Below are 19,031 nucleotides of genomic sequence, written 5' to 3' on the forward strand. Positions count from 1 at the left end.
CCCGGGTCAGCCCAGCGGCGCCCTGGGAACGATGACCGGCGCACCGTCGCCCGGCGCCGCCAGCACATGGCTGTCGATGTCGTACAGCGCCCGCACCAGCGGCGCGTCCACCACCTCGCGCGGCGGCCCGCAGGCCACCACCGCGCCGTCCCGCAGCGCGACCAGCAGGTCCGCGTAGCGGGCCGCCGCCGCGAGGTCGTGCAGCACCATGACCACCGTCCGCCCGCCCGCCGCGACCCGGCGGACCAGCTCCAGGACCTCCACCGCGTGCCCGAGGTCCAGCGCGCTGGTCGGCTCGTCCAGGAGCACCACCGGGGTGTCCTGGGCGAGCACCATCGCGAGCCAGCAGCGCTGGCGCTGGCCGCCGGACAGCCGGTCGAGGCGGCGGTCGGCCAGCTCCTCGACACCGGTGGCGCGCAGGGCCTCGGCGGTCAGCCGCTCGTCCTGCGCCGACCACTGGCGGAACAGCCCCTGGTGCGGGTGGCGGCCGTAGCGGACCAGCCCGGTGACGGTGACCGCCTCCGGGGCCTGCGGGCTCTGCGGCAGCAGGGCGATCCGGTGGGCGGCCTGGCGCGGGCGCAGCCGCCACACGTCCTCGCCGCCGACCAGGACCCGCCCGCCGTCCGGCCGGTGCAGCCGGGCCACCGCCCGCAGCAGGGTGGACTTCCCGCAGCCGTTCGGGCCGACCACCGCCACCACCTTCCCGGCCGGGACGGTCAGGTCGACGCCGCCGAGCACCGGGCGCCCCGGCCCGTAGCCGGCGCTGAGCCCCTCGATCGTCAACTCCATGACTGCTCCCCCTCGACCCCTCTGCCGGTGTCCGCTCAGTTGCCCGCGAGCGCCTTGGAGAAGTCGCCGATGACGACGTCGGCGGCGAGCGGGCCGCCCCGGGTGGACCAGACCGAACCGTCCACGGTGACGGCGTGGTTGTTCTTCACCGCGTTCAGCTCCTGGTAGGCGGGCTTGGACTGGACCTCCTTGAGCGCGGTCTTGCCGTCGTCGGTGAGGGTGGACAGGAACAGCCAGTCGCCGTCGATCTCGTTGAGCTTCTCCAGACTCAGCGCCGGGCTGTGCGCGTTGCCGTCCTTGTCCTGCGCGGCCGGGCGGGTCAGGCCCATGTCGAGGGCGACGCCGCTGGCGAACTGCTTCTTCTCCATCCAGCTCGGGCCGGTGGGGTTCCAGCGCACGATGGAGACGGCGGCGCCCTTGTTCTTGGCGAGCTCGCCGCCCGCCTTGGCGGCCTTGGCGTCGTAGTCGCCGATCACCTTGTTGGCCTGCTCCATCTTGTTGACGGCGTTGCCGATGCCGCGGAAGGCGAGCTTCCAGTCATCGGTGGGCGCCATGGTGACCAGCGTGGCGGGGGTGATCTCGCGCAGCTGCTTGAGCACCTGCTCGTCCTGCATGTCGCCGGCCAGGATCAGGTCGGGCTTGGCGGCGATCACCTTGTCCATCACGGGCTGGAGCAGGTTGCCGACCACCGGGATGCCCTGCACCTTGTCCTTCAGGTACGCCGGCGGCTCGGCCAGCCCCTGGCCGTTGGTGATGCCGACCGGCTTGACGCCGAGGGCGAGCACCGCGTCCAGGTCCTCCTGGGTGAGGGTGACGATCCGCTTGGGCTCGGCGGGCACCTCGACGGCCTTGCCGGTGGCGTCCTTGACGGTCCGCTTGCCGCCCGCGGCGTCCGCCTTCCCGCCGCCCGCCGCTTCGGCCGCCGGGGAGGCGGAGGTGGACGAGCCCGAGGACGAGGAGCCGGAGGAACCGCAGCCGGTGAGCAGGAGCGCGGCCGCCCCGGTGACGGCCAGCGCCTGGGCCGCACGGCGGCGGACGGGGCTGAGCGGGCGACGGGCGAACGGCATGGGTGCCTCCGGGCAACGGTGGTACGGAAGTTGTGCGACGTCCGGGAGAGAGCGGCAGGTGGAGGTGCTCTCGGGACGACTCGACCATTAGGTTAGCCTTACCTTATGACATTGTCGCAAGCCGACGTCCACGAGGCGCCCCCCGCCGCCGCGCCGGACTCGCCGCCACCGGCCCGGCCGAGCCGCGGCTCCGACGGCACCCGCCCCATCTGGCCGGCCGTCACCGCGGCGGTGCTGCTCCTGATCGCCCTGGCCGCGCTGTCGCTGTCGGTCGGCGCCGGCGAGGTCGGCCCGGGGCGGGTGCTGGACTACCTGCTGAACCACGACGGCGCCCGAGCGGACAGCCGGCTCGCCCTGGTCGTCGGCGACCTGCGGATGCCCCGCACCGTCACCGCCCTGCTGGTCGGCGCCGCGCTCGGCGTCGCCGGGGCGCAGCTCCAGTCCGTCACCCGAAACCCGCTCGCCGAGACCGGCCTGCTCGGCGTCAACGCCGGCGCCTCGCTCGGCGTCGTCGTCGGCATCGCCCTGCTCGGCGTGCAGACCTCCTTCGGCTACCTCGCCTTCGCCTTCGGCGGCGCCGTGCTCGCCAGCACCGTCGTGCTGCTGGTCGCCAGCACCAGGGGCGGCGGCTCGCCGATGCGGCTGGTGCTGGCCGGCTCCGCCGTCGCGGCGATCTTCCGCGGGCTCACCGACGTGCTGATCGTCAACTCCCCCGAGGCGTACGAGCGGTACCGGGTGTGGGTGCTCGGCTCACTGGCCGGCGTGGAAGGCTGGACGACGCTGCGCCAGCTCGCCCCCGTGCTCGGCGCCGGGTTCCTGCTCGCCGCGCTCACCACCCGGCCGCTGACCGCGCTCGCCCTCGGCGACGACCTCGCCCGCGGCCTCGGCCACCGGCCCGGCGCCACCCGGGCCGCCGTCGCCTTCGCGGTCACCCTGCTGACCGCCTCGGCGGTCGCGCTGGCCGGCCCCGTCGCCTTCCTCGGGCTGCTCTCCGGCTTCCTCGCCCGCACCATCGCCGGCCCCAGGGTCGGCCGGCTCACCCTGCTCGCCGCGCTGTTCGGCGCCGCCGTGCTGACCGGCGCGGACGTGCTCGCCCGGGTGGTGGCCAGGCCCTTCGAGGCACCGGTGTCGGTGATCGTCGCCCTGATCGGCGCCCCGGCGCTGATCGCGATCGTCCGTTCCAAGCGCTCCGCCGCCCTCGCCATCGGCGACCAGGCCGAGTCCACGCCGCCCGCGCGAAGCGGGGAACCCGCCCCGCCCAGGCCGGACGTGACGCTGCGCTACGGCGCCTGGTCGCTGCTGCTGCCGCACCGCGCGCTGCTGGCCTCGCTCGGCCTCACCGCCGCGCTGCTGGCCGCCGTGGTGGTCGCGGCGCACGCCGGACAGAGTGAACTCGGCCTCGGCCGCACCTTCCAGGCCGTGTTCGGCTACGGCGACCGGCTGGACGTACTGCTGGTGCAGAAGTTCAGGCTCGGCCGGATCGTCGCCGGGCTCGCCGCCGGCGCGGCCCTCGGCCTGGCCGGCTGCCTCACCCAGACCCTCGCCCGCAACCGCCTCGCCACCCCCGAACTGCTCGGCGTCAACGACGGCGCGACGGCTGCCGTACTGATCTCCGCCAGCACCGCGGGAACCTTCGGCGCCTGGTGGGCCGGACCGCTCGGCGCTCTCGTCGCCGTCCTGGTCGTCACCCTGGCCTCCGGCGGGCTCGGTGCCCGCGGCTACCGGGTGCTGGTGGTCGGGCTCGCCATGTCGGCGCTCGCCTCCTCGATCATCCAGGTCGCGATGGCCCGTCGCTCGCTCAACTCCGCGGGCTCGCTGTACATCTGGACCAACGGCAGCCTCAACGGGCGGGACTTCGCCGTCGCCACGCCCGTACTGATCGGGCTGTCCGTGCTGGTGCCGCTGGCGCTGGTGGTGGCCCGCCGGCTGGCGGTGCTGCGCTTCGACGACAGCGTCGCCTCCGCCCTCGGCGTCGACCCGGGCCGGGTCCGGCTCGCCTGCCTGCTGCTGGCGGTCGCGCTCGCCGGGCTGGCCGTCGGGGTCTGCGGGCCGGTCGGCTTCGTGGCGCTGGCCGCTCCGGTGATCGCCGGTCGCCTGGCCGGGCCCGCGCGGGTGCCGGTGCTCGGCTCCGCACTGACCGGCGCCCTGCTCGTCGTGCTCGCGGACACCCTGGGACGGGTGCTGTTCGCCGGGGTGGAGATCCCCGTCGGCATCGTCACCACCGTCCTCGGCGGTCCCTTCCTGCTCTGGGTGCTGCTCGGCCGCAAGGGCAGCCCCGCCTAAGCCTTTTGGAGTCACTGCTGTGGAAACCCCGATCGTCGCCCCCGACCCCGACGACCCCGCCTACCGCCTGGTCACCTTCACCCACCGGGACGGCGACTGCGACGGCGTGCTCGCGCTGCTGCACACCGTCACCGACAAGGACCGCCACGCCGGCGACCTGACACCACATCTGATGAATCGTCAGACCGACGGCACCTGGGCGATCAGCTACCGGCTGCGCGCGGACCACCGCGCGTCCTACCAGCTGTACCCGTTCCGCGGCGAGGCCCCCGGCACCACCCGCCCCGACTGGCTCCGGGTCCTCGACCAGGCCCGCCCCGACCCGTACGACGCCGGGCCCCGACTGCCCGCCCGCGACGGCCGCCACCCCTCCTCGGTGCTCAGCCTGCCGGCGGCGCCCGCGCAGCCGTACGTCGAGCGGCGCGACGGCGTGCCGCGCGGGCGGACGCTGGAACACACGGTGGCCGGGCGGCGGGTGGACGTCCACCTCCCGGCCGGACACCGCGCGGACGACGGACCGTACCCGGTCGCGGTGCTGCTGGACGGCGAGATGTGGGGCGAGGTGCTGTCCGTCGGCGACACCCTCGACAACCTGACGGCGGACGGCGCGATCCCGCCGACCGTCACCCTGCTCGTCCACACCATGGGCCCGCAGCGGCCGGACGACCTGAGCTGCAACCCGGCCTTCGTCGACCTGCTCGCCGACCGCCTTCTCCCATGGGCCGCAACGGAGTTCGGAGCGAGCACCGACCTCGCCGCCACGGTCGTCGCGGGCCAGAGCGCGGGCGGCCTCACCGCCGCCTACGCCGCCTACCAGCGGCCGGACCGCTTCGGCAACGCGCTCTGCCAGTCCGGCTCCTTCTGGTGGCCGGACGAGACCGAGTTCGACGCGGGCAGCGAATGGCTCACCCGCCGCTTCGCCGCCGAGGAACGGCGCCCGGCCCGCTTCTGGGTCGAGGTCGGCCTCCAGGAGTGGATGCTTCTCAGCCAGAACCGCCACCTGCGCGACGTCCTCACCGCCCGCGGCTACGACCTCACCTACCGCGAGTTCAACGGCGGCCACGACTACGCCTGTTGGCGAGGCGGGCTGGCGGACGGGCTGGCGGACCTCCTCGGACGGCCTCAGCGGCACGCATGAGGCAGTCAGCGACGACGGCGGCTGCCTCACCAGCAGCACCCAAGGCGCCGCCCTCGGCGTCCGGCAGTGCGCCGGCGACGACAACCAGCGCCGGCGCATCGCCGCCTGATCCGCCTCACGTGACCCCCTGACCGCCGGCCCGGCCCCCGCCGGGCCGGCGGTCACCCATAGGGATGGTTTCGGTCGATTCGCACACCACCGGGCCGGATGGCGCCTGGCGTCGGAAGCCACACCCGGATGACCTGTGCGACGCGAAGGGGATTCTGGTGGCGGGAGCGCAGTTCCATCCTCCGGCAGGCTCTCACTCCGGAGAAGTCCGCCGAGTTCACCAGGACGCTGGTGGAGGATCATTGAGTCACGGTTTGGTCTGGTTCAAGTCCAGCCACAGCGGTACCGAAGGTGGCGCCTGCGTCGAGGTCGCCCTCACCCAAAGCGCCATCCACGTCCGGGACTCCAAGGACAAGGCCGGACCCCGACTCGCCCTCACCGCCGAGGCCTGGGCCGACTTCATCGGCTTCGCCGCCGAGGCCGCTCAGTCCCGGTAGGGCACCAGCCGGGCCAGGTCCAGCTCGAAGTCGAACGGCGCGGGAATGCGGATCCTCTCCCCGAACTCCCGCTCCGTCCTGGTGTGGTAGCGGTCGCGGTCGGGCTCCGAGAACAGCGTCACGGTCTTCTGCCGAGGGTCCACGATCAGGTAGAGCGGAAAGCCCATCCGCGGGTAGTCGCGGACCTTTCCGCTCCAGTCGTTGTCGGGGTTGGACGGGGACACGACCTCGACCGCGACCAGCGCCAGGTCCGCGGGGATCTCGCGGCCCAGCTCGATGACGTCCTCGGGCAGGTAGGTGAGGTCGGGGTTGCGCACGGTGCCGAGTTCGGGCGAGGAGAGGTCGCTGTTCCCGGTCGGGAAGTAGCCGGGCGGGCAGTGCGCCTCGAACTGTCGCTGGACGATCGCCAGGTCGAGCTGGTGGGTCGGCGGCGGCGACGCCTGCATCACGATGACGTCGCCGGACAGCTCTGCCTTGTAGCCGTCCGGCAGACTGCGGCGGGCCTCTTCGAGCAGGCGGTAGTGCTCAAGGGTCATGGTCGTTCCTCCGGTGCTCCGACCACCGTACGGCAGTGGCAGCCGTCGGCCCGAGCGGCTTGTCCGCCACCCGAGTGAACGTCAGACTTGTCCCATGGCAGATGATCGGACCGCCCGGCTCCTCGTAGCCGGCCTCGGCCTCGTGTTCGTCCAGACCGGCGCCGGCGCCATGCCGACCGCCGTCGAGGTGCCGCTGCGCGTGGTCTCGGTGGCCGCGTTCCTCCCCCTGATCGGGGTCGGGAAACGCTGGGGCGGCAGGGAGGGGGCTCCGCTGGGCCTCGGCCTCGGGCGGAACCAGTGGTACCTCGCGGGCTCCGCGGCAGCCGTGGCCCTCCTCGGGGCCTGGGTGGCCGACCGGCTCCTGCACACCCCGCAGGCCGCCGGAGCGTGGTTCGCCGCCGTGGCGGGTGCGTACCTCGTCGTCCTCGCCGCCCTCCGGCGGCTGCCCGCGCTGCGCGTCCTCGGCGGCGCGATGGCCCTGTGCGGGGCGGCCGGGCTGGCGCTGGCCTTCGGCGGCGTCTCGGCGGCCGCCGTCGGCGCCGTCACCGGAATCGCCCCCGGGGCGCTGTTCCTGGGCACGGTGTGGTGGTGGTCCGCCCGGCCGCGGCGCGCGCCCGAGCGGACCACCATGTGAGGGTTCAGTCCTCCGGGGGTGGCCCCGGGGCCTCGGCCGGGAGGCGGAGGGCCAGCAGGGCGCCGGCGGCGACCAGCGCGGCGGTGAGCAGCAGTGCGAGGCGGTACGGCCCGGCACCCGCGCCGTCGTCGACCGCGCCGATCAGCGCCGCCGTGGCGGCGATGCCGAGGGCACCGCCGAGGGTGCGCAGGATGGTGAACAGGCCCATCGCACGGCCCATCGCGGGCGGTGGGACATCGGCGAAGCCGGCGATCTGCACGGTGAGGACGGCGGTGCCCAGGATCAGGCCGACGGCGAACATCAACGCCCTTACGGCCCACGGGTTCTCCGCGAAGCCGAGGGCGGCCAGCACCGCCGCCGCCAGCAGCAGCCCGGGCAGGGCGAGCCGGCGCGGGCCGAGCCGCGGCAGCAGGCGGTCCACCACCTGGGAGGCGGCCATCAGGCCGATCGCCTCGGGGAAGACGCTCAGCCCCGCGTCCAGCGCCGACGCGCCGCGCACGGCCTGGACGAGCAGCGGCAGCGCGAACAGCGCGCCCATCAGCCCGGCCGAGGTCAGCAGGGCCAGCCAGCTCGCGGCGCCGAAGGTGCGGTCGGCGAGCAGCCGCAGGTCCACCAGCGGTTCGGGTGCGCGGAGTTGGTGGCGTACCGCCGCTCCCAGCAGGGCCAGACCGAGCAGTCCGCCGATGGCCACCCCCGGCGAGGTCCAGCCGTGCGCCGGGCCGAAGCCCAGGGCGTAGGTCAGCAGGCCGAGGCCCGGGGTGGCGAGCAGGAAGCCGGTGGTGTCGAAGCGGCCGGCCGGCGGCTCCTCCTCGCCGCGCAGGCCGATCAGGCCGATGAGCACAGCGGCCGCCCCGATCGGCACGTTGACCAGGAACAGCCAGTGCCAGGAGAGGTGTTCGGTGAGGAAGCCGCCGAGCGGCGGCCCGAGGGCGGGCATCAGCGCGGTCGGGACGATCAGGAAGCGGCCCAGGCCGGCCCGCTCGTGCGGGGCGAAGGCCCGGAACAGCAGGGTCATCCCGACCGGGGTGAGCAGCCCTCCGGCCACCCCCTGGACGGCCCGGGCGGCCGACAGCGCGCCCAGTCCCGGTGCCGCCGCGCAGAGCGCGGAGACGAGGGTGAAGGCGGCGAGCGATCCGAGGAAGACCCGCTTGACGCCGTACCGGTCGCCCAGCCAGCCGGCCACCGGCAGGCCGAGGGCGAGGCCGACCAGGAAGGCGGTCTCCACGGCGTTGGCCGCCGAGACGGGCCGGCCGAAGTCCTCGGCGATGCTGAACAGCGCCGGGTTGACGATGGTCGAGTCCAGGCCGTTCATGCACATCGCGGCCGTGTAGACGACCACCACCGCGGCGCGCCCCGCGAGCAGGGGGCGCGCCGGGGTCCCGACCGCCGGAGGGGTCACAGGGTGGTCCAGTGCGCGCTGATCCACTCCAGGGCGGCCGCGCGCTCGCACGGGCCGTGGGCGACGCCCCAGCCGGCCGGGACGGCGGCGAAGGCGGGCCACAGGGAGTGCTGTCCCTCGGGGTTGACGAGCGCGAGGAACGCGCCGTCGGCGTCGAAGGGGTTGGCGGGGGCGTCACTCATCGGTGGTCTTCTCCATCGTCGGTCTTCTTCGGGAGGTCGGCGAGGTGGTCGGCGATCACGCTCGCGATGTGCGCGATCGGGGCGGGCAGGGTCATGTCCTTGTGGGAGCAGGCCACGTCGGTGTTGGCGATCAGACCGGACACGTACGGCTCCCAGAGTTCGGGCACCAGGGTCTCGTCGATGGTGTCGACGGTGGCGCGGAAGAACAGCACGTCGCCCTCGAAGCGGCGGTGGTCGTAGCCGCGCACCAGGTGGTTGGTGTTGAGGTAGATCTCGTTCAGCGCGGCCACGGTGGCCTCGTCGAGTCCGGCGAGCGGGCTGCCCTCGCGGCGCAGCACCTCGGTGACGGCGCCGAGTTCGAGCGGGAGCCCGTCCAGGTCCTCGGGCCCGAAGCCGCCCATGGTGAGCAGCGCCTCGAGGGCCTCGGCCCGGTCGGGGACGGGCAGTTCGCGGAAGCCCTCGGCCGGGTAGGCGTCCAGGACGGCGAGCAACTCGACGTCCTGGCCCAGCTCCTGGAGCCGGACGGCCACCGCGTGCGCGATGATCCCGCCGGTGGACCAGCCGAGCAGCCGGTACGGGCCCTCGGGCTGGACCTCGCGCAGCCGGTCCGCGTAGTGCGCGGCCAGCTCCTCCAGCGTCGCGGGCAGCGGGAGCCCTGCGGTGGCGGCGCCGACGCCCTGGGCCTGGAGGCCGTAGATCGGGATCTCGCCGGGCAGGTTGCGGATCAGGCCGGTGTAGCACCAGCTGAGGCCGCCGGCCGGGTGGACGGCGAACAGCGGGCGCTGCCGGCCGGGGGCGACGGGCCGCAGCGGGAGCAGTACGTCCAGGGCGTCGGCGTCCGGCGCGCCCGCCGCGAGGGCGGCGTCCAGGGCGGCCACGGTGGACGCCTGGAACAGCGCGCCGATGCCGACCTCAAGGCCGAGCACCTCGCGGATCCGTCCTGCGAGCCGCACGACCAGCAGCGAGTGCCCGCCGAGCGCGAAGAAGTCGTCCTCGACGCCGACCGCGGCCACCCCCAGCACCTCGGCGAACAGTTCGCACAGCTGCTGCTCGCGCGGGGTGCGCGGCGGGCGTCCGGCGCCCGCCACGGGGGCCTCGGGGGCGGGCAGGGCGCGGCGGTCGAGCTTGCCGTTGGCGGTCAGCGGAAGGCGGTCGAGCAGCACCACGGCGGAGGGCACCATGTGGACGGGCAGTCCGGCGGCGGCGTGGGCGCGCAGTTCCTCCGGCGTGGCGTCGGCCGCGACCGCGTAGCCGACCAGCCGCTTGTCCCCCGGGACGTCCTCGCGGACCACCACGGCGGCGTCGGCGACGGCCGGGTGGGCGGCCAGCACGGCCTCGATCTCGCCGAGTTCAATCCGGAAGCCGCGCAGCTTGACCTGCTGGTCGGCGCGGCCGAAGTACTCCAGCACGCCGTCGGTGCGGCGCCGGGCGAGGTCCCCGGAGCGGTACATCCGGGTGCCGCGCTCGCCGAACAGCCCGGCGTACGGGTCGGCGACGAACCGGGTGGCGGTCAGCTCGGGGCGGCCGAGGTAGCCGCGGGCCAGGCCCGCCCCGGCCACGTACATCTCGCCGGTGACGCCGGGCGGGACGGGCTGGAGGTGCTGGTCGAGGACGTAGACCCGCAGGTCGGGGATGTTGACGCCGATGGTGCTGCTGCTCCCGGCGGCGGCGCTCGCCCGGTCGAGGGCGACGTACGAGACGTGCACGGTGGTCTCGGTGATGCCGTACATGTTGACCAGCGTGGGCGCGTCCTCGGCGTGCCGGTCGTACCAGTCGTCCAGCCGGCCGAGTTCGAGCGCCTCGCCGCCGAACACCACGTAGCGCAGGGCGAGTTCGCTGCCGGGGCGGTCCCGGTCGGCGGCGCTCAGCTGGTAGAAGGCGGACGGCGTCTGGTTGAGCACGGTGACCCGCTCGCGGGCGAGCAGGTCGAGGAAGGCCGCCGGGTCGCGGCTGACCAGGTGCGGGACGACGACCAGCCGGCCGCCGTGCAGCAGGGCGCCCCACAGCTCCCAGACCGAGAAGTCGAAGGCGTAGGAGTGGAACAGCGTCCAGACGTCCTCGGCGCCGAAGCCGAACCAGTGGTCGGTGGCGCCGAACAGCCGGACCACGTTGTGGTGGGTGACCGGCACGCCCTTGGGCTTTCCGGTGGAGCCGGAGGTGTAGATGACGTACGCGGTGTCCTCGGCGCGCAGCGGGCGGGTGCGCTCGTGCTGCTCCAGCGGAGTGGCCGGGAAGGCGGCGGACTCGGGCCCGTCGACCAGGAGTTGCCGCACCTCGTGGGCGGGCAGCCGGGGCGCGGTGGCGCGGTCGGTGAGCAGGGCGGCGGGGGTGGCGTCGGCCAGCATGTAGGCGAGCCGGTCGGCCGGGTAGTCCGGGTCGAGCGGCAGGTACGCGGCGCCGGACTTGGCCACCGCCAGCAGGGCGACGACGAGGTCGAGCGAGCGGGGCAGGGCGAGCGCGACGATGGTGCCGGGGCCGATGCCCTCGGCGGCCAGCAGCCGGGCCAGCCGGTCGGCGCGGGCGGCGAGTTCGGTGTAGTCGAGCCACTCGTCCCGGTAGTTGACGGCGACGGCCTTCGGGTTGGCGGCGGCGGCCGCCTCGAACAGCTCGGGCAGGGTCGCGCTCGGGGCGGAGGTGACGGGGGCGCCGTTCCACTCGACCAGGGCGCGCAGCCGCTCCTCCTCGCCGATCAGCGGCAGCCGGCCGATCGGGGTGTCGGGGGCGCTCGCGGCGGCGGTGAGCAGCCGGGCCAGGCGCTCGCCGAGGGCGGCCACGGTGGTGGCGTCGAAGAGGTCGGTGCGGTACTCCAGGAAGCCGCCGATGCCGCCGCCGGGCAGCTCGCCGGCGTTGAGGGTGAGGTCGAACTTGGCGGTGCCGCTGGGGATCGCGGCGATGTCGGCGGTCAGGCCGCCGCCCAGCGCGACCCGCTCGTCCGGGCGGCTCTGCCAGGCGAGCATCACCTGGAACAGCGGGTGCCGGGCGAGCGAGCGGGCCGGATTGAGCGCCTCGACCAGCCGGTCGAAGGGCAGTTCGGCGTTCTCCTGGGCGGCGAGCACGGTGCCGCGGACCCGGGCCAGCAGCTCGCGGAAGGTGGGGGCGCCCGACGTGTCGGTGCGCAGCACCACCGAGTTGACGAAGTAGCCGACCAGCGCGGCCGTCTCCTCGTCCTCGCGGCCGGCCACCGGGGTGCCGACCGGGATGTCGGTGCCGCCGCCGTGCCGGCTGAGCAGGGCGGCGAGCCCGGCCTGGACGGCCATGAAGACGGTGCTCCCGGCGGCCCGGGCGAGCCCGGCCAGGGCGGCGTGCGCCTCGGCGCCGAGGGCGAAGGGCACGGTGTCGCCCCGGTGGCCCGCGACGGCCGGGCGGGGGCGGTCGAGGGGCAGCTCCAGCTGGTCGGGCAGTCCGGCGAGTGCGGCGCGCCAGTGCTCGGTCTGCCGGACGGCGAGCGGGCTGGGCGCGTCGGCGGTGCCGAGCCGTTCCCGCTGCCAGACCGCGTGGTCGGCGAACTGGAAGGCGAGCTGCCGCAGTTCGGGAGCCCGTCCGGCGATCCTGGCGGTGTAGGCGGTGGCCAGGTCGCGCAGCAGCGGGGTGGTGGAGGCGCCGTCGCCCGCGATGTGGTGGAGCAGCAGGAGGAGGGTGTGCCGCTCCGCGCCGTCGGCGACCCCGGCCATAGCGGATCCGGTGAACAGCGTGACACGCAGCGGCGGTTCGGCGGTCAGGTCGAAGGCGTACCGGACGGCCTCGGACAACTCGGACGACTCGGCGGTGCCGTCGTGCAGTTCGACGGCCGCGGGCGGCAGGACGCGCTGGTACGGCGTGCCGTCCGGCTCCTCCCCGTAGACGGTGCGCAGCACCTCGTGCCGGGCGACGACGTCGCCGAGGGCGAGGGCGAGGGCGCTCCGGTCGAGCGGGCCGGTGAGGGTGAGCGCGAACGGGATGTTGTAGGTGGGGCTGGGGCCTTCGAGCCGGTGCAGGAACCAGAGGCCGCGCTGGGCGGGCGAGAGCGGCATCCGCTCGGTGCGCGGCACCGGCACCGGGGCGGGACGGCGCCCGGCCTCGGCGCCCTCGCCGCGGGCCTCTTCGAGCAGGGCGGCGAGACCGGCCGGGGTCGACTGCCGGAACACGTCGGCGAAGCCCACCGGGGCGGCGAAGGTGTCGCGCAGCCGGGCGGCGAGGCGGCCGGCGAGCAGCGAGTGGCCGCCGAGGTCGAAGAAGGAGGTGTCCCGTCCCGGCGCCTGCGGCAGGCCGAGGACCTCCGCGAACAGGCCGCAGACCAGCTCCTCCCCCGGCGTCGCCGCGGCGGCGCCCTCGGTGGTGGCGGCGGGCTCGGGCAGGGCTCGGTGGTCGAGCTTGTCGTGGCCGGTGCGCGGCAGTTCGTCCAGCAGCAGGACGGCCGCCGGGACCATGTGCGCGGGCAGCCGGGCGGCGAGCGCGGCGCGCAGCCCGTCCGGGTCCGGCGCGCTGCCGCTCCGGGGGACGGCGTAGCCGAGCAGGCGCTTGCCCTGCGGGCCGGGGCGGGCGATCACCACGGCCTGGGCGACGCCGGGCAGTTCGGCCAGGACGGCGGCGATCTCGCCGGGTTCGATCCGGAAGCCGCGGATCTTCACCTGGTCGTCGGCCCGGCCGAGGAACTCCAGGGTGCTCCCCCCGGCCCCGGGGCGGCGGCGGGCGAGGTCGCCGGTGCGGTACATCCGGCTGCCGGGCGGGCCGAAGGGGTCGGCGAGGAAGCGCTCGGCGGTGAGGTCGGGGCGGCCGAGGTAGCCGCGGGCCAGGCAGGCGCCGGCCACGTACAGCTCGCCGGTGACGCCGTCGGGCACGGGGCGCAGCGAGCCGTCCAGGACGTAGGCGCGGGAGCCGCGCACCACCCGGCCGTGCGGGGCGCCGTCCGGGCCCGGGGTCCAGGCGTAGGCGTCGACGGTGGTCTCGGTCGGGCCGTAGAGGTCGACCGGGTGGAGGCCGGGGACGGCGGTCAGGCGCTGCCAGAGGGCGGGCGGGGTGGCCTCGCCGCCGACCACGAGGACGGACGGGCGGTGCCGGCCCTCGTCCAGGATGCCCTCGGCGAGGAGGACTTCGAGGTAGGAGGGGGTGAGGTCGAGGTAGTCGATGCGCTCGCGGTCGAGGTGGGCGGCGAGGGCGGCCGGGTCGCGGTAGGTGGCGTCGTCCAGGAGGTGGAGCTCGTGGCCGTGGACCATCCAGAGCACCGGGTCCCAGGAGGCGTCGAAGGCGAACGAGGCGCTGTGGGCGACGCGCAGCCGCTCGCGGCCGGTGCGCCGCACGGCGGGGGCGATGTGGTCCTCGCCGAGGCCGGCGTGCAGGTTGGCCAGCGAGGCGTGGGTGACCACCACGCCCTTGGGACGGCCGGTGGAGCCCGAGGTGTGCAGCACGTAGGCGGGCTGGTCGGGTCGGGGGGCGGGCAGGGCGGCGGGCAGGGCGGCGGCGGGCAGGGCGGCGGCGGGCTCGTCGTCGGCGTCGTCCGGCCGGAGGGTGGGCAGGCCGGCGGGCAGGTCCAGTCCGGCGAGGGCCTCGGCGGTGCCGATCGCGCAGACCGGGCGGGCGTCGGCCAGCACGGCGGCCAGGCGCCCGGCCGGGTGGGCGAGGTCGAGGGAGACGCAGGCGCCGCCCGCCTTGAGGACGGCGAGCATCGCGACCAGGGTGCCGGTGCCGCGCGGCAGGGCGATCGCGACCGGTGCGCCGGCCCGGACGCCGAGGGCGGCCAGCCGGTGGGCGAGCCGGTCGGCGGCGTCGTCGAGCTGCCGGTAGGTCAGCGCGGCCGGGCCGGAGCGGACCGCGACGGCGTCCGGGGTGCGGGCGGCCTGGGCGGCGAACAGCTCGGGGACGGTCCGCTCGGCCGGGGGCTCGGTGCGGCCTTCGGTGGCGCGGCGCAGGCCGTCGGCGTCGAGCAGGTCGATCCGGGCGATCGGCGTCCGCGGGTCGGTGAGCAGCAGTTCGGCGAGGGCGTCGAGGTAGCGCAGCAGGCCGTCGCGGTGGGCGGCGAGGGAGGCGGTGCCGTGGCGGGCCGGGTCGGCGTCGATGGCCAGGCGCAGCGCGCCGTCGGGGCCGGGCGAGACGTTGAGGGCGAGGTCGTCGACCGGTCCTGCGGCGAGGTTGCGGACGGTGCCGGGCAGGCCGGCCAGGTCGAGGTCGCCCTCGAAGGCCTTGATGTTGACCATCGGGCCGAACAGGGCGCGGCGGTCGCCGGTGCGGCCGAGGTCGCGGCGCAGGTCCTCCAGCGGGTAGCGCTGGTGGCGGCGGACGGCGCGCAGTTCGCGGACCACCGCGCGCAGCAGCGTCTCGGCGCTGTCGGCGGGGCGGACGGCGAGGCGCAGCGGGAGCACGTTGGCGGCGGCGACGGGGGTGCGCAGGGCGGCCGGGCCGCGGCGGTTGGCGAGCGGCAGGCCGAGGACGACGTCCTGGGTGCCGGTCAGGCGGTGCAGGTAGCCGGCGGCGGCGGCGAGGAGCAGTTCGGCCCAGGTGGCGCGGACGGTGTCGGCGGCGCGCTCCAGGCGGCCGCGGGTGCCGGCGGGGAGGTCGACGGTGAGGCGGATCCCGGCGTCGGGGGCCTCGTCGGCGGTACCGGCGGAGGTACCGGCCGCGGGCTCGGCGGCGGGCTCGGCGGCGGGCTCGGGGGTGCCGGGGAGGGTCGCCGGGGTGTCGGCGCCGGCCATCCGGGCGGACCAGTGGGCGCGGTCGGCGGCGTACTCGGGGCCCTCCAGGTACGCGGCCTCCTCGGCGGCGGCCTCGGCGAGTGGGGCGAAGGGGCTCGGGGCGGGTTCGGTGCCGGCGGTGCGGGCCGTGTAGAGGGCGGCGACCCGCTCGCCGAGCAGCGTCAACGCGTAGGCGTCGACGGCGAGGTGGTGGATCCGGCGGTACCAGAGCCGGCGGTCGTCGGCGAGCCGGACGAGCGCGTGGGTGAACAGCGGGCCCTCGGCGAGGTCGGCCGGGCGGGCGAGGTCGGCGCGCATCCAGGCCTCGGCCTCGGCGGCCGGGTCGGCGGCGGCGCGCAGGTCGAGGCGGTGCAGCGGCCAGTCGCGGCCGGGGCGCAGCCGTTGGCGGGGCGTGCCGTCCGGGCCGGTGACGACGACGGTGCTCAGCGCGTCCGCCTCGGCCACGGCCTGCCTCAGCGCCTGCTCGAACCGGTCCTCGTCGAGCGGGCCGGTGATCTCGACGGCGTCGCCGGTGTTGTAGACCGGGCTGGCCGGGTCGAGCGCCTGGGCGTACCAGATGGCGGCCTGGGCGGCAAGCAGGGGGATGTCGTCGGTCTGGCTGTCGGCGATCTGGGTTTCGACGGCAGGCATGGGGTGGAGAGCTCCTCGGGGATCCGGAACGCCTTACTTAGGTTAGCCTAATCTAACTTCATATGATCTGGTCAACGGCCTCGCACGGCCGGGCCCCTGACACCCCGGAGGCGCCCCATGTCCCCGACCGAGCCGCTGCCGCAGGGCACCGGACCCACCGCCGCCAAGGAGGCCGTGCGCACGCGCGTCCTCGCCCTGCGGACGGAACTGCTCGCGCTCAGCCGGCGCATCCACGCCCACCCCGAGACCGCCTTCGAGGAGCACCTGGCGGCCGCCTGGTGCGCCGAACTGCTGCGCGGACACGGCTACTCGGTCACCGCGCCCGCGCACGGCCTGGCCACCGCGTTCGACGCGCGCCTCGGCAGCGGACCGGTCACCGTCGCCCTGGTCTGCGAGTACGACGCGCTGCCCGGGCTCGGCCACGCCTGCGGGCACAACCTGATCGCCGCCGCCGGGATCGGCGCGGCCCTCGGGCTCGCCCCGTACGCGGACGAACTCGGGCTCACCGTACGGGTGATCGGCGCGCCGGCCGAGGAGCGCGGGGCCGGCAAGGCCCTGCTGCTGGAGGCCGGGGCGTTCGACGGGGTGGACGCCGCGATGATGGTCCACCCCTGCCCGGTCGAGGTCGCCGACTTCCGCTCCTTCGCCCTCGGCACGCTGTCCGTCCGCTACACCGGGCGGGCCGCCCACCCGAGCCTCGACCCGCACCGGGGGCGCAACGCCGCCGACGCGCTCACCGTGGCCCAGGTCGCGATCGGGCTGCTGCGCCAGCAACTCCCCCCGCAGTGGCGGGTGCACGGCATCACCACGGCGGCCGGGACGGCGCCGAACCTGATACCGGACAGCGCGAGCGCCGAGTACGAGATCCGGGCCTCGGCGGCCGAGGACCTCGCCGAACTGCGCTCCCGGGTCGAGGACTGCTTCCGCGCCGGGGCACTCGCCACCGGGTGCGAGGTGGAACTGACCCGGCCCGAGCCCGACTACCTGGACATGCGCTCCGACCCCCGGCTGCTGGCCCTGTGGGGGGCCAACGCGGCGGCGCTCGGCCGGCCGGAGCCGGTCGAGAGCGGACCCTTCGCCTGTACGGACATGGGGAACGTGTCGCACGCGGTGCCGTCGATCCATCCGGTGCTGGACATCACGGGCGGCACCTGTGCTCCGCACGAGGCGGCGTTCGCCGAGGCGGCGCTGGGCGCGGAGGCGGAGCGGGCGGTGCTGGACGGCGCGGTGGCGATGGCCTGGACGGCGGTGGACCTGACGGTGGGCGAGGCGGCGGGCCGGGCAGCGGGCCTGGCGGCGGCCGAGCCGCGCTGACCGGCACCGACCGGCGGGTGACGGCCGACGGCCGACAACTTTCAGCGAACAGATGATGAAATCTGTCATCTGAAATCTGTTCGCTGAAAGTTGTCACTTGAAACCCGGCCCTCACCCGCCGAGCATCGCCCCGGGCGCGACCCGTACCGCCGTCACGCCCAGCTCCCGCACCAGCGTCCCGACCTCGCCCTCCCGCCACGGATCGGCGAGCACCACCGCGGCGCCCGTCCGCAGCGGCCACAGGTACTCCCAGAGCGGCAGGCCCAGGTGCAGCACCCGGTCGCCCGGGCCGAGCGGGTGGTCCGCCTGGAGCTCGCGCACCCGGCGGTCCGCCTCGGCGTGGGTGAGCCGGACGGCGGTCGGGCGCCCGCCCGGGCCGTACCCGACGCAGAGCAGGTGCTGCGGGGTCAGCGCCCTGGGCGGGTCGGTGGGCAGCTCGCCCGCCGTCTCCAGCCCGTCGAGCGCCCCCGGCACCCCCTCCCCCAGCACGCAGACCGGAGCGTTCTCCGCGAGCAGCCGCTCCCGCCGCCCCGGGGTGTCCGCCGGGTCCAGCGGCAGGTACGCCGCGCCCGACTTCACCACCGCGAGCAGCGTCGTCAGCAGCTCGGCCGGCCGGCGGGCAGGACCCAGGCCGACCACCGTGCCCGGACGGGCCCCGCGGGCGGCCAGGGCCCGCGCCAGCCGGTTCGCCGAGGCGTTCAGCTCGCGGTAGCTGACGGTCCCCCCGCCGGCGAGCACCAGCGCCGGCGCGTCCGGCGTCCGGGCGGCCTGCGCCTCGACCGGTCCCACCGCGGTGGTCGCCGGGTACCGCACCGTGCGTCTGGGCAGCGGCGGCAGCTCGGGCACCGTGGTCGGCGCCTCCCCCAGGACCGCCTCCCGGACCCCGGCGGCCATCACGCCGCACCCAGCAGCTCGGCCCAGGCCTCGATCGCCGGGCGCTCCGCGAGCTGGACGAAGGCCACCTCGGCCCCCTGCTCCTGCCAGCGCCCGGCGAGCGTCATCAGCCGGATGGAGTCCAGCCCCCAGTCGACCAGGTTCTCGTCCAGCGGGATCTCCGCCGGGTCCTCCCCGAGCAGGTCGGCGACCTCGGCCCTGATCCGCTCCACCGTGAAGCCCACGCCCGTCACTTCCCGCCCACCCCTTCGAGCACATCGACATCCGAACCACTCGCGGCGCCGACCGGCTCCGCGGTCACGCCCAGCGCCCCGAGCACGGCCCGCGCCGTGTCGACCATCCCGCAGCGCCCGGCCACCCAGGCCAGTGCGCCGCGGTGCTCCTCCGGGCCGAAGTCGGCGACCGCGTCGGCCACCACGAAGGCCTGCACGTCCCGCATCCAGGCGTCGCAGGCGGTGGCCTGGACCCCGATGTGCGCGTACACCCCGGTGATCACCAGCTGGTCCCGCCCCTGCTCGCGCAGCAGCCGCTCCAGCTCGGTGCGCACGAAGGCGCTGTACTTCCACTTGGTGAGCACGGTGTCGCCCGGCGCCGGGGCGACGGCGTCGGCGATCGCGGTGGCCCGCGGGTCGTCCGGGATGCCGGGGCCCCAGAAGTCCTGCTGCAGCCCGCGCTCGGCCGGGCTCTGCCCGCCGAGCTGCGCCGAGTACACGACCGGGACGCCGGCGGCGCGCGCCGCGTCGGCCAACGCCGCGACGTTGTCGAGGAGTTCGGGCACCGGGGCGGCCTCGGCGTCGTAGGCGCCCAGGAAGTGGTTCTGGAGGTCGTGCACCAGCAGGACGGCGCGCGCCGGGTCCACCGTCCAGGCGACCCGGTTGGCGGGCAGTTCCTCGGCGGCGGGCATGGGATAGCGGGGAATGCGGGGCAGGCCCACGGTGGTGTTCCTTAACTGGAG

General features: G+C 75.6%; 13 protein-coding genes and 1 pseudogene. 5 read left to right on the plus strand and 9 right to left on the minus strand.

Annotated elements, in window-relative coordinates; translation table 11 throughout:
• Positions 1-6 precede the first annotated feature (6 nt).
• Entirely contained in the window at positions 7-789 is a 783-nt protein-coding gene (locus ACIQOW_RS16270; protein ID WP_188295684.1) for an ABC transporter ATP-binding protein, read from the minus strand.
• Between the two features lie 35 nt (positions 790-824).
• A complete protein-coding gene (locus ACIQOW_RS16275) occupies positions 825-1,856 on the minus strand; it encodes an ABC transporter substrate-binding protein (protein WP_401084814.1) in 1,032 nt (343 codons plus the stop codon).
• A gap of 105 nt (positions 1,857-1,961) precedes the next feature.
• Here ACIQOW_RS16275 and fhuB point away from each other — a divergent pair, with 105 nt between their 5' ends.
• From fhuB to ACIQOW_RS16290, 3 genes and pseudogenes are all read left to right on the plus strand, one after another.
• Entirely contained in the window at positions 1,962-4,139 is a 2,178-nt protein-coding gene (gene fhuB, locus ACIQOW_RS16280; protein ID WP_401084817.1) for a Fe(3+)-hydroxamate ABC transporter permease FhuB, read from the plus strand.
• A 10-nt stretch (positions 4,140-4,149) separates the two neighbouring features.
• A pseudogene (gene fes, locus ACIQOW_RS16285) lies at positions 4,150-5,277 on the plus strand (enterochelin esterase); the annotation flags it as partial.
• A 350-nt stretch (positions 5,278-5,627) separates the two neighbouring features.
• Positions 5,628-5,822: a DUF397 domain-containing protein gene (locus ACIQOW_RS16290; RefSeq protein ID WP_401084820.1), complete on the plus strand. Its 195-nt coding sequence runs from the start codon at positions 5,628-5,630 to the stop codon at positions 5,820-5,822.
• Here the strand turns inward: ACIQOW_RS16290 and ACIQOW_RS16295 are convergent.
• Entirely contained in the window at positions 5,810-6,358 is a 549-nt protein-coding gene (locus ACIQOW_RS16295; protein ID WP_401084822.1) for a Uma2 family endonuclease, read from the minus strand. The two genes, ACIQOW_RS16290 and ACIQOW_RS16295, sit on opposite strands and share 13 nt — an antisense overlap.
• A gap of 94 nt (positions 6,359-6,452) precedes the next feature.
• Here ACIQOW_RS16295 and ACIQOW_RS16300 point away from each other — a divergent pair, with 94 nt between their 5' ends.
• Positions 6,453-6,992, plus strand: coding sequence for a hypothetical protein (locus tag ACIQOW_RS16300; protein WP_401084825.1), 540 nt, complete (start codon positions 6,453-6,455; stop codon positions 6,990-6,992).
• A 4-nt stretch (positions 6,993-6,996) separates the two neighbouring features.
• On the opposite strand, the gene ACIQOW_RS16305 is transcribed toward ACIQOW_RS16300, so the two are convergent.
• The 3 genes from ACIQOW_RS16305 to ACIQOW_RS16315 are packed head-to-tail and all read right to left on the minus strand — an operon-like array spanning position 6,997 to position 15,868.
• On the minus strand, positions 6,997-8,391 hold the full coding sequence (locus ACIQOW_RS16305) for a DHA2 family efflux MFS transporter permease subunit (RefSeq protein WP_401084828.1): 1,395 nt from the start codon (positions 8,389-8,391) through the stop codon (positions 6,997-6,999).
• On the minus strand, positions 8,388-8,573 hold the full coding sequence (locus ACIQOW_RS16310; RefSeq protein ID WP_401084831.1) for an MbtH family protein: 186 nt from the start codon (positions 8,571-8,573) through the stop codon (positions 8,388-8,390). The genes ACIQOW_RS16305 and ACIQOW_RS16310 overlap by 4 nt, the downstream gene beginning before the upstream one ends.
• Positions 8,570-15,868 (minus strand): amino acid adenylation domain-containing protein, encoded by a 7,299-nt coding sequence (locus tag ACIQOW_RS16315; protein ID WP_401084834.1) that lies wholly within the window; start codon positions 15,866-15,868, stop codon positions 8,570-8,572. The genes ACIQOW_RS16310 and ACIQOW_RS16315 overlap by 4 nt, the downstream gene beginning before the upstream one ends.
• 117 nt (positions 15,869-15,985) lie before the next feature.
• Between ACIQOW_RS16315 and ACIQOW_RS16320 the strand changes: the two genes are divergently transcribed.
• Complete coding sequence (locus ACIQOW_RS16320; RefSeq protein WP_401084837.1) at positions 15,986-17,182, plus strand: amidohydrolase; 1,197 nt, start codon at positions 15,986-15,988, stop codon at positions 17,180-17,182.
• Between the two features lie 111 nt (positions 17,183-17,293).
• On the opposite strand, the gene ACIQOW_RS16325 is transcribed toward ACIQOW_RS16320, so the two are convergent.
• The 3 genes from ACIQOW_RS16325 to ACIQOW_RS16335 are packed head-to-tail and all read right to left on the minus strand — an operon-like array spanning position 17,294 to position 19,010.
• A complete protein-coding gene (locus tag ACIQOW_RS16325; protein WP_401084840.1) occupies positions 17,294-18,076 on the minus strand; it encodes an AMP-binding protein in 783 nt (260 codons plus the stop codon).
• Positions 18,076-18,309, minus strand: coding sequence for a phosphopantetheine-binding protein (locus ACIQOW_RS16330; protein ID WP_401084842.1), 234 nt, complete (start codon positions 18,307-18,309; stop codon positions 18,076-18,078). The genes ACIQOW_RS16325 and ACIQOW_RS16330 overlap by 1 nt, the downstream gene beginning before the upstream one ends.
• Positions 18,306-19,010, minus strand: coding sequence for an isochorismatase family protein (locus ACIQOW_RS16335; RefSeq protein WP_401084844.1), 705 nt, complete (start codon positions 19,008-19,010; stop codon positions 18,306-18,308). Before ACIQOW_RS16335 ends, ACIQOW_RS16330 begins: the two co-directional genes overlap by 4 nt.
• Positions 19,011-19,031 lie beyond the last annotated feature (21 nt).

Source organism: Kitasatospora sp. NPDC091335, from assembly GCF_044757205.1.
Classification (GTDB): Bacteria; Actinomycetota; Actinomycetes; order Streptomycetales; family Streptomycetaceae; genus Kitasatospora.